Consider the following 10,444-nt stretch of genomic DNA (forward strand, 5'->3'; position numbering starts at 1 on the left):
TCTTGTGAGATGGTGTGATTTGTAGTATAATAAAGCTATCTTTACCAAGTGGGGGAGGAGATTTATGAAGAAGGTTCAAGTCATTTTTAGTCTATTATTGTTGTGTCTTTTTCTTAACTCAGGTGATGTCCGAGCAGATGATGGAAGTTTTGAAATTAATAATCAAACCATCTATGATCAAGGGAACAGTCCTCAGACTACTAAGTCTAAGAATATTCCTGAATTATTTTTAGAAGATAGTGTGAAGAAAGAAAAACAGCTACAAAAAGCACAGCAAGAGAATATTCATCAAGCGCAGTCCTCTCTTTTTACCGGGACTAAAGATACGAATAGTTTTCAGAGTCAGGATAAGGTGACGCGTGGCTTGTTTCAAGCAGATTATAGAGCAGATGAAACAATTTTGACTGGAGAGAGCACCTCTAACACTTCGCTACCTACTTGGCTATCTATTTTGGGATTTGGGATAGGTCTACTTGGAGTGACCTATCTAGGTGTTTGGCTAGGTAGGAAGTACTCAAAAGTGCTTCGTTTTAAGAAGGAGAGTGTGTGATGAAGATAATTACGGTTGGTATAAAATGGAGAGAGCAAATATATGATTTGAAACTTCCAACACAGGTTTCATTCAAGAGAGTAAAAGAGCTGATATGTGAGTCATTTTCAATGATGAACCAAGAGCTACCAAGTCACTTTGATCTTCAAGTGACTAATAAATCAATTGTCTTTTATGATGATGACCAGATAGCGGACTTTCCTTTAGGAAACGGAGATCAATTAGAAATTGTAGGGAGAAAGAAATGAAAGTACAAGAGACAAGTATCCAATCCAAGTGGTCGAAAGAGGCTGGTGAACTAGAGATTAAGTTATCCGCTAATCAATTTCAACTGAATCGGATGAAGCAGTATCGATTCTTTTTAGAAAGCACGGCACATTTAGCTCAAGGAGCAGTGAAAGAAGAGGCAGAAGAGGTCGTCCGTCTTTCTTACCAAATTCCAGCAGGTTATCAGTCGATTCGAGAAGCTGTTGAAAATAAAGAAATCTTAGAGCGCCTTCATCTTTTTCAAAAGTTACAATTCTTAAAAGAAGCTGTCGATCAGCCTATGAAACCCTTTATTCACCCAGATAATCTGTTTGTAAGCGGGGAAAGTGTCCTTTTAGGACATAGAGGGATGACAGATAGTGTTGTTCCTTTTTCACTCATGAAAGAGGACTTGTTAAAGCAATATAAGGCTTTAGCTGTGTTCATTTTACAACCTAAGCTCAACTTTGAAGAGTTAATTGATAGTCTTATGACGGTAAAAAATGCTTTTGCGGAAACTCTTTTTAAAGCGGAGACTTTTGATGAAGTAGACCATCTCATTAGTGAGCAGGTTCGTATCCAAGAAGAGAAGCGTCAAAAGGAAAAACTGTTTGTCTCGAAAAGGAACTATCAATTGTTTAAATGGGGTTCTTTAGGACTCGCAATTGTAACAGTTGCGATGGGGATTGCAACAGGTATTTATGCTTTTTATGTGGTGCCTAAGCAGGATAAAATCATTCAGGCTGAGACGAGTTACATTGCTAAGGATTATACGGCAGTGGTAGAAGGTCTTAAGTCAGAAGCTCCAAATAGTCTTCCAAAGGGAGTCCAGTATACACTTGCGGCTAGCTCGTTAGAGTTAGACAATCTGACTCAAGAACAAAAGGAAGCTGTATCTAGAAACTTGTCACAGAAATCTAGTGAGAATACTCTTTCTTATTGGATCTATATCGGCCGTGGGGAACTTGAAAAAGCACTTGATATTGCTCAAAATATTGGGGACATTCAGTATATCCTTCATGCTTATACGAAGCTCTATGATCAGGTCAATACAGACAGTACGATGAGAGGAGCGAAAAAGCGAGAACTCCTTGAAAAGTATCAAAAAGAAATTGATAAGTTACAGGAACAATTAAACGGAAGTTCAAAGGCAAATATTACATCAAAGGAGACTAAAAATGGCAACTAAGGGCAAACAAGCGACTTGGAGTCAAAAGCTGTCAGATGAAGAGGTTCTTTGGCATGTGTTTTCGTTTAAAGAATGCTTTGAGTACAAAGAGTTGACCGAAAGGGCCTCCTCAATCAATATTGGAGAAAGTCATATCTCAATTACTGAAAGTGGTCTTGAAAAGGACGGAATCCCTTGGGCTGGTCAGGAGGAGGAAAGTCTGGTAGCCATTCCACATGAACAGATTCAGATCCATTCCTTTACCTATCCTAAGCAGGACTTACTCTTTTCTAAGGAGAAGAAAGCAGATGTTTGCCTTGAAAGTCAAGCTCTCCTTTACCTGAAGGTTAAGGAGAATACCTATCATCTCTCTGGATCATCTAATGGAGCTAAGGTTTATCTAAATGGACAAATTCTAGAGGAAGTTGATGCCTCTATTCAGGTAGGGGATGTTTTGGTGGTGGACTGCTTTCTTTTCTCATTTCGAGAACATCAGATCCATTTCCTGCCCTTGAGCGGACAGTACACTATCCAATCTGATCATTTGTTTGAAGAACCTTATCAAGCTGAGTTCCCACATGAGTTTCCTAATTATCGTAGAAGTCCACGCATTTATCTAAAAGAGCCTGAGGACAAGGTGGAAATCAATTCACCAGCGCCAGAAGAAAAACTTAGACGTGGTGAGCTATGGCGTGCGATCGTACCGCCTGTTGGAATGGTGGTGATTAGCGGAGCCTCTAGTGTCTTTATGCAGGGGAATGCCCTGCTTATGATGGGAATGGCCAGTGCCAGTCTCTTGACGGCTGGATTTTCAGTATCGAGCTATTTTACCAACAAAAAGGAAGTCAAAGAGAAGAATCAGAAAAGAAACGATGATTATCAAGAGTATCTCTTAGAGACAGGAAGCCAATTGAGTCGTCTAAAGGCGAAACAAAAGAAAGCCTTGACATATAATTTTCCATCGGTTGATGAATTAGTGGATTTAGTAGAAAGTTACAACCCACGGATTTATGAGAAGATGGTGACAAATGATGACTTTCTAAAGGTTCATTTGGGAACTGGAGCGATTGATTCTAGTTATTCCTTACGTTTTCAACCAACCAATCGCAAGGAAGACTGGAGCCGCTTTGTCGAGAAAAAACTGGTACAACCTCATATAAAATTAGAGGATGCGCCTATTGTTCTCTCTCTACGTGATCAGGCTTTGGGATTAGCGGGAGCAACTCCTGTCTTACGAGTAGCAGTTCAAACACTATTGTTTCAGATTGCGGCGCTCCACTCCTACCATGATGTAGAGTTTGTGACCTTGGTCTCCCAAGAGGAATACGAGAATCACTGGCGAGAATGGCGCTGGTTGCCTCATGCGCAAATGCGGAGTCTCAATCTACGGGGACTTATTCACGATGACCAGACCAGGGACATGGTCTTGACCTCTTTTTACCAGATGTTAGTCAAGCGTCGTCAGGTTGTTCGGGAACAAAAGCAGGAGCAAATCTTCTCGCCGCACTATGTCTTGACGATTTTGGATGAGTCATGGCTGTCAGGACATGGGCTCAATGAATTTCTGGCAGAGGATATGACCCAGTATGGGGTGACGGTTATCTGGGGTAAGGAAAGTCTCAATATGTTGCCTGAGACGGTGACGGCAGTGGTTGATTACCAAAATGGAGAGACAGCCAAGCTCGTCAATAATCATCATATCTATGTCAACCAAGACTTTAAGCCTAATCGTCTGCCTCAAAATGGAAAACTTGAAGAAGCGATTTACCGTTTGGCCAATCTCAATCATATCGAAGTGGAGAAAAACTCGATTCCAGATACGATTTCCTTTATGGAACTCTACGGTGTTAAGCAGGTCGAGGAATTGGATGTGGAGAAACGCTGGCAGGCGGCGGATGCATCTAAGTCTCTCGCTGTACCTCTAGGTGTTCGAGGGAAGGATGATATTGTGCTGCTCAACCTTCATGAGCGTGCCCATGGTCCACACGGACTAGTTGCAGGGACTACCGGCTCTGGTAAGTCCGAGATTGTGCAGAGCTATATTCTGTCTCTAGCTGTTAACTTTGCGCCAGAAGATGTTGGATTTCTTCCGATTGACTTCAAAGGGGGAGGAATGGCCAATCTCTTTGCCAAACTGCCTCACTTGATGGGGGCTATTACTAACTTGGATGGAGCTGGGACGGCTCGTGCGCTGAAGAGTATTCGTGCGGAACTTCAAAAGCGTCAGCGTCTCTTTGGGAAATTCGGCGTCAACCATATCAATGGCTATACCAAGCTCTATAAAAAAGGGAAGGCACTTAGCGATCCAGAGGAGAAAAAGACCTATCCGACAGAGCCTTTACCTCATCTTTTCCTGATCTCAGATGAGTTTGCGGAGTTGAAGCAAAATGAACCAGAGTTTATGGCAGAACTCGTCTCCACGGCACGTATCGGACGTTCCCTAGGGGTTCACCTGATCCTTGCGACTCAAAAGCCATCTGGAGTGGTAGATGAGCAGATCTGGTCTAATTCTCGCTTTAAGCTGGCACTCAAGGTTGCCGATCCTTCAGACTCAAATGAGATTATCAAAACTCCAGATGCGGCTAGTATCACTCAGCCTGGTCGTGCTTATCTTCAGGTCGGAAACAATGAAATCTATGAACTCTTCCAGTCAGCATGGAGTGGAGCGGATTATCAGCCTTATAGTGATGAAGGTAATCAAGTAGATGAACGGATTTGGTTAGTGAATCAACTAGGGCAGAGCGAACTCTTGATTGACGGAAATGATGGAGATTACTCGGTTGAAGAGACACAAGAGCAGGAGACAGAGCTTGAAGCTGTGATTGATTATATCAATAAGGAAACGGAGCGTCTGCAAGTCATCCTCCCTGAAAAGCCATGGTTACCACCTCTTGGAGAGGAGCTAGTAGGAGCGGCAATTGACCATCAAGCAGAGTGGACAACCCCACGTCAACTCTCCATTCCACTAGGCATGCTGGATCTGCCAAGTGCTCAAAAGCAGGAGGTCTACCACTTTGATATTGAGGAGTTGGGCAATACCGTCTTATATGGGTCCCCAGGCTTTGGAAAATCAACAGCTCTTCAAACTATCCTCATGAATCTGGCTCGTAGAAATACGCCTGAGCAAGTTCAGTTTAACCTTTTTGATTTTGGGACGAATGGTCTCTTACCAATTAGAGGGTTGCCACATGTGGCGGATCTGGTTCGACTAGATGAGGAAGAAAAGCTCCTCAAGTATCTGAAACGTCTGGATAGTCTTATGAAAGAGCGGAAAGCCCTCTTTACAGAGGTTGGCGTGTCTAGTCTGTCACAGTATGAGCAAAAGACAGGTCAAGCACTCCCTGTTCTTCTCAACATCTTTGATGGCTATGACTCAGTACGGGAAAGCCCATTAGAGGAGATAATCGAGTCAGCTGTCAACCAGCTCCTACGTGAAGGAGCTAGTCTGGGTATTTATACTCTGATAACCGTACTCAGCGCTAGTAGCTTGCGTTTACGGATGAGCTCGACGATTCCCAATGCTTTGTGCTTTTACTTAGTAGAAGAAGGAGCGCTTCGGACGGTTATGGGACGTGATGCCCTGCCAGGCCAGGAAATTGTCGGCCGTGCTCAGGTGACACAGGAAGAAGTTCTAGAGTTACAAGTCTATCTGCCGATAGAAGGAAAAGACGATATCGACCGTCTTTCTCACTTAACAGCAGAAATCCAATCGATGAATCAGGACTGGCAAGGCTTACGTCCAGAAGCAGTACCTATGTTGCCAAGTAAGATTTCTACGAGTTTCTTTGAAGATCACGAGGAAGTTCAGGATATGTGGCAAAGAGGCGAGTTGCCAATTGGTTTTGACAAAGAAAGTACACACCCGGTTGGCTTTGTGCCAAAACGAGACGGCTACTTTGAGCTTCTCTATGATACCATGCAACAGCTAGAATATGGCGAAGCAGCGCTTCTGACAGGCTTAGAAAAAGTGCCTAGTCACATTAAAAAGTTCTTGGTGGATCCAACAGGAAACTACCATCAGTCGGAAGGGCTGTTTGACGAAGTATTTGTGGGCGAGGAGATCCCTGGTTTCTTTATGGATATGCAGTCTGAAGTGGATGCGCGCACGCCAGCTGATTTGGATTATCCTATCTACATCTTGATTCCAGAAGCACAAGCCCTCAGCAAGCTTATGAATCTTAAGATGACAGAAGATGCCTTTAAGGCTCTCCTGCACAAAGGAGGGACAGTTGGGCTCCACTTCATCTTTATGGGTGAGCTTCGTCAGATCGTTAACGGCTATATGGAAGTGGATAAGATTCTGAAGGTCAATGTGCCTGCAGGCTGTATCGGTATTCGTTTCCAAGACCAGAATGTTGTATCTATCAAGAGTAGCTTCACAGAATCGGTTGTTGGAGTGGATGAGTACAACTATTTCACCAGCCGAGAAGGCTATCGTATTAAGCTTATCAGTGAATAAAAGCGAGTCATTTGACTTGCTTTTATTTCCCAATCCTTATGGTAAAACATTGGAATTTTTGATATAATTAGAGAAAAAGTGGAGAAGTTTATGTATGGGACGATACGATAGTGCTATTGCGAATTGTCATGCACAAATCCGTTGGATTCGTTTGGATATACGTACTTATGAGAATAAGATAAGACGGTTGAAATCTGCGAATGATTGTATCCAGAGTCAGATGGATGTTGTTAGTAAAAACAAGACTTCTGCGAGTGATTTGAATAAGCACTCTACAACTGATTTTCAAGGGACTTGTCGGGAAGATTTTAATAAAACGTTAGCAGGAATTTCCGATGCGATTACAACTTGGTTGACAGATACAGAAATGAATCGTAGAGGCCTTAACTAGCTTGAAGCAGAGTGTGGATCGTCTCCATTCCTCCATTGTCCGGGATATGGATGCGACGAATAAATATTATACGGAAATTTCTGACTTGATCTCACTGAAAGCTCCCAGTAAGGATAAGTTGAGTCGGGCTATTGAGGCGTCGAAACAGTCGCTTTCAGAGACGGAGAAGCGCCTGGCTGCCTTCAATGACAAGCAGGCCACAAGTGAGTTAGATGAGATTTTAAACAATCAAAATAAGGGCTTAACGAAGTTGAGTGGGACGGTTACCATGGCCAGCCCTTATCGTAATCCTGAAGCGCTAGCTATCTATCGTAATCCTCATTTCAAGAAGGCGGTAAACCGTTATCACCAGAAAGTGGATAGTCTAGCAAGGGCTTACTTCCAGAAGAATCATCCAGGCGTTGCATTTGACAAGGACAAGGCAGGGATTGAGGAATTGCAGGCTCTTGCGAGGGAGGTGACTAAGAAGGCGGAGTATGGAGGGGAAGGAAAAAATCAAACTTACACGTTAGAGGAAGCCGTGAAAGATTTCGCTGAAGGCTTGACGCCAAGCGAATTTTCTAAAGAAACTATAGGAGCTTTTTTGGATCATGTTAAAGGGAAAGTTATTGAGGAATCTAAAAATATAGGTCGTTCACTGGCGGCGACTTTGCAACCGCGTGATGCTGCAGGAAGATTTATAAAAGATAGTTCAAAAATGAGAAATTGGCTAACTAGCACGCTGAAAAAAAATACCGAATTCTACCAGTAAAGTTCTTGGAAATGTTGCTAAATGGGGTGGAAGAGGACTTGTTGGTCTAGGAATGTGGTCAGAAGGAAGTGAGCATTATAAAGAATACCATAATGTTGGTAGAGCAGTTAGTTATGGCTTAACGGCTGGAACAGCTGGCTGGGTAGCCGGTCTTGCTGTGGATTCAGCTTTGGCTGGAGCAGCTACAGGTTTACTTCCAATTGTAGTTGGTGTAGGAGCAGCTGTTGTAGTTGGTTCTGCTGTTTCTGTAGGTGTAAAAGCTCTGTATAAAAATGTGAAACCATTTAGAGCTGTAGTTGATGGTGCAGGAGATCTTTTAAACGGAATAGGAAAAGGAATATCTAATATCGGAAAATCATTTAGCAATCCACTTAAAGCAATTAAAGGAGTTTTTGGATAATGGAAAAAAAAGATAAATATGTAGCCCGTGTAGTAGGTAGACTAGACAATCGTTATTATTTAATAGAAGTCCATAACCGTCTTTATGTAATAGATTATTTTAATCCAAATGACATCCGAAATTATTTGTGGGGATTTTTTCCAAAACATTTTTCAAGTTATAATATTTATGATGTTACAGATAGATCAGATAGATATAAAATTAAGCCTAATCCAAAATGGTTATCTGTTTTTAAAAGTATCAATGCTAGTAGTTTTATCAGTTTAGTGGTAGCATTGTGGTTATTGTTCTTTCCACCTACTTTTGCTCATAATGATAAAATCCCTCAGTTTTGGCTTCCGATTTTAGTTGTATTTGTTGTAGGTCTGCTACTGATTATTACTTTTTTAAATTTAGGCTTGGATAAAAGCATTGACCTTGAACAATTAGACCATAAAATAATAAGCCCTACTACAGTAATTAAATCTGAGAAAACATATTTACCTGAAAAATTAGCAAAATTTATTTTCTTTGTTTTAGGATTATCTGCTTGCTTTATAGTCGGAATACTCACATCAAATTATTTTACATTATTCTTCTTCACTTTTGTTGGGGGATATGCTTTGATATTGTACCCTTATTTTATAGAAATAATACTAAACAAATATAAGTTTCAAATTAAAAATACACAGGAGGCATAAAATGTTATTACCATTAGGAAGTATTGTTTACCTAGCAGATGGTAACCAGAAAGTTGTGATTATTGGTCGTGGAATGATTGTTAATCAGGAGGGAACAGATGTTGTTTTTGACTATACAGGCTCTGTTTTTCCAGACGGTCTCAATCCAGAAGAGATTTATTATTTTAACGAAGAAGATATTGACGAAGTCATATTTGAAGGTTACCGTAATGATGAGGAAGAACGCTATGCAAAGCTTTATCTACAGTGGTTGGAGGAAAACAAGGAGAAAGTGGTAAAAGGAAGAACGAAATAGTATCATTTTTATACTATTATTTTTACCAGAGTAGCTTTACAGAGTCCGTTGTCGGAGTGGATGAGTACAACTACTTCACCAGCCGAGAAGGCTATCGTATTAAGCTTATCAGCGAATAAAAGCGAGTCATTTGACTTGCTTTTATTTTTCATTCCTTATGGTAAAACATCAAAATTTTTGATATAATTCTATTAACTGTAAGATTTAGTCAAAAGAGGTATAAAGATGAGTGATTTTGAAGAAAAGCGGCTTGCTAGTAATGCTTATAATCGAGCGCAAGCGAGTCGCTATGAAAGTTTGGCGAATCAGTACCAGAAAGCATACGATAAGAAAAAAGCAGAGATTGAGAAGTTAGAATCTGCTAGAAAAGAACTTTCTAAGCAAATTCAATCCTATAGTGAGTTCCGCAATGCAGTTTCTCAATACTCTACAACTATTTCTACAGATACCTTTAAAGGGACAAGACGCGATACATTTGATAAGACTTTATCGAAAATTGCGACGACGATGAATACGCATCAAAATGAGCATGAAATGAATTTGGCGAAGTTGGATGCAGAGATCGCAAAGCGAAAATTGGAGCTAGGCGATTTAGGTGGTGCTATTGGAAGTGCTTGGAATGCGGTTGAAAGCTTCTTGGCAGCTATTTTTTAGGGAGTAGGATAGATGGATAAAATAGGAATCAGTTCAGCTTCTTGGCAACGTGTTGTTACCTCAGCACGGACTAAGGTCGCATCTGTATCAGACATTCAAGTGACAAAGATTGGAAAAACTACCTTGAATCGGATGAAATCTTTTGAGACCCTTCAAGAACAAGCGAAAAAAATTCTGAGTGATTATAAGGATTTTGAAATGGAGCGTACTTCTCAAATGATTACGGTTGGTGAGAAGATTGTGGCTGATGATAAAGCTATGGCCGGTCAGTTTGATAAGAATACAGCCAATGTGAGGTTTAAGTAATGGTTCAATACGATAAGAATAAGATTTTTACAAGTATTATTACTAGCCGTACGAGAGAGACATTCGAAGTAGATGATACTTTGATTCAACTTGGTCAACAATTAGGAATGCGTCCGCAGATTTTGAAGGGACTCTATAAGGCTCTGAGAAAACTGGAGGATATCTATGAGTATGTGCCAAGTTTCGGTGCAACTTTTACTTGTCATTTTGATTATGAGAACCAGGAAGCTCAGATCCATTATAATCAACTAGATCAACTATTTTCCATCACGGATTTACAGGATTTTATGGGGATTGTGGACAGTGTCTACAGTCCTATTTATCCTTTAGGTTCTGTTGTTGAGCTAGATTTGGAGCTTTTACCAGAGGAACTCCAGAAAAGCTTAGCGGAGGGGCCAGGACCACTCGTTACGATTTCAGGCCGTAAGATGCCTCTTCAAGAAGGATTTGATGACTATGTGGTAGACTACTTGGCTCGCATCTGGCCCTTGGGTGAGATGCCTGGAATGGATGCTTTTTTCGTAAGTAACATGATGATTGAGCG

General features: G+C 41.2%; 12 protein-coding genes. All 12 read left to right on the plus strand.

The genetic code is table 11. From position 1 onward, the window contains the following. The first annotated feature begins 64 nt into the window (after positions 1–64). A complete protein-coding gene (locus NMM25_RS04515) occupies positions 65–550 on the plus strand; it encodes a type VII secretion EssA family protein (protein WP_000757695.1) in 486 nt (161 codons plus the stop codon). Further along, on the plus strand, positions 550–798 hold the full coding sequence (locus tag NMM25_RS04520) for an EsaB/YukD family protein (protein WP_000692379.1): 249 nt from the start codon (positions 550–552) through the stop codon (positions 796–798). Before NMM25_RS04515 ends, NMM25_RS04520 begins: the two co-directional genes overlap by 1 nt. Beyond that, positions 795–1,985 (plus strand): type VII secretion protein EssB, encoded by a 1,191-nt coding sequence (essB, locus tag NMM25_RS04525; RefSeq protein ID WP_254736088.1) that lies wholly within the window; start codon positions 795–797, stop codon positions 1,983–1,985. The genes NMM25_RS04520 and essB overlap by 4 nt, the downstream gene beginning before the upstream one ends. Continuing rightward, entirely contained in the window at positions 1,975–6,423 is a 4,449-nt protein-coding gene (essC, locus tag NMM25_RS04530) for a type VII secretion protein EssC (protein ID WP_254736089.1), read from the plus strand. The genes essB and essC overlap by 11 nt, the downstream gene beginning before the upstream one ends. 94 nt (positions 6,424–6,517) lie before the next feature. Further along, positions 6,518–6,814 (plus strand): DUF5082 domain-containing protein, encoded by a 297-nt coding sequence (locus tag NMM25_RS04535; RefSeq protein WP_254736090.1) that lies wholly within the window; start codon positions 6,518–6,520, stop codon positions 6,812–6,814. Between the two features lie 13 nt (positions 6,815–6,827). Further along, the gene (locus NMM25_RS04540) at positions 6,828–7,565 is read left to right on the plus strand and encodes a hypothetical protein (RefSeq protein ID WP_254736091.1); all 738 of its coding nucleotides are present in this window, start codon (positions 6,828–6,830) and stop codon (positions 7,563–7,565) included. Positions 7,566–7,617: 52 nt separating this feature from the next. Next, on the plus strand, positions 7,618–7,965 hold the full coding sequence (locus NMM25_RS04545) for a hypothetical protein (protein ID WP_000269411.1): 348 nt from the start codon (positions 7,618–7,620) through the stop codon (positions 7,963–7,965). After that, on the plus strand, positions 7,965–8,645 hold the full coding sequence (locus NMM25_RS04550; RefSeq protein WP_000412066.1) for a hypothetical protein: 681 nt from the start codon (positions 7,965–7,967) through the stop codon (positions 8,643–8,645). The genes NMM25_RS04545 and NMM25_RS04550 overlap by 1 nt, the downstream gene beginning before the upstream one ends. A gap of 1 nt (position 8,646) precedes the next feature. Further along, a complete protein-coding gene (locus tag NMM25_RS04555) occupies positions 8,647–8,940 on the plus strand; it encodes a DUF4176 domain-containing protein (RefSeq protein ID WP_000926358.1) in 294 nt (97 codons plus the stop codon). A gap of 225 nt (positions 8,941–9,165) precedes the next feature. Then, on the plus strand, positions 9,166–9,594 hold the full coding sequence (locus NMM25_RS04560) for a DUF5082 domain-containing protein (RefSeq protein ID WP_138100251.1): 429 nt from the start codon (positions 9,166–9,168) through the stop codon (positions 9,592–9,594). 12 nt (positions 9,595–9,606) lie between these two features. Continuing rightward, positions 9,607–9,900 (plus strand): hypothetical protein, encoded by a 294-nt coding sequence (locus NMM25_RS04565; RefSeq protein WP_000357787.1) that lies wholly within the window; start codon positions 9,607–9,609, stop codon positions 9,898–9,900. Beyond that, the coding region (locus tag NMM25_RS04570; protein ID WP_254736092.1) for a hypothetical protein at positions 9,900–10,444 on the plus strand (545 nt) is incomplete at its 3' end. The genes NMM25_RS04565 and NMM25_RS04570, both read left to right, overlap by 1 nt.

This window comes from Streptococcus sp. CF10-1 (genome assembly GCF_024295825.1).
Taxonomy (GTDB): domain Bacteria; phylum Bacillota; class Bacilli; order Lactobacillales; family Streptococcaceae; genus Streptococcus.

Excerpts from the sequence above, each read along its gene's own strand:
- NMM25_RS04555 (WP_000926358.1), top strand. The coding sequence starts at position 8,647 with ATGTTATTACCATTAGGAAGTATTGTTTACCTAGCAGATGGTAACCAG.
- NMM25_RS04515 (WP_000757695.1), top strand. The coding sequence starts at position 65 with ATGAAGAAGGTTCAAGTCATTTTTAGTCTATTATTGTTGTGTCTTTTT.
- NMM25_RS04550 (WP_000412066.1), top strand. The coding sequence starts at position 7,965 with ATGGAAAAAAAAGATAAATATGTAGCCCGTGTAGTAGGTAGACTAGAC.
- NMM25_RS04565 (WP_000357787.1), top strand. The coding sequence starts at position 9,607 with ATGGATAAAATAGGAATCAGTTCAGCTTCTTGGCAACGTGTTGTTACC.
- essB (WP_254736088.1), top strand. The coding sequence starts at position 795 with ATGAAAGTACAAGAGACAAGTATCCAATCCAAGTGGTCGAAAGAGGCT.
- NMM25_RS04535 (WP_254736090.1), top strand. The coding sequence starts at position 6,518 with ATGGGACGATACGATAGTGCTATTGCGAATTGTCATGCACAAATCCGT.
- NMM25_RS04545 (WP_000269411.1), top strand. The coding sequence starts at position 7,618 with ATGTGGTCAGAAGGAAGTGAGCATTATAAAGAATACCATAATGTTGGT.
- NMM25_RS04520 (WP_000692379.1), top strand. The coding sequence starts at position 550 with ATGAAGATAATTACGGTTGGTATAAAATGGAGAGAGCAAATATATGAT.
- essC (WP_254736089.1), top strand. The coding sequence starts at position 1,975 with ATGGCAACTAAGGGCAAACAAGCGACTTGGAGTCAAAAGCTGTCAGAT.
- NMM25_RS04560 (WP_138100251.1), top strand. The coding sequence starts at position 9,166 with ATGAGTGATTTTGAAGAAAAGCGGCTTGCTAGTAATGCTTATAATCGA.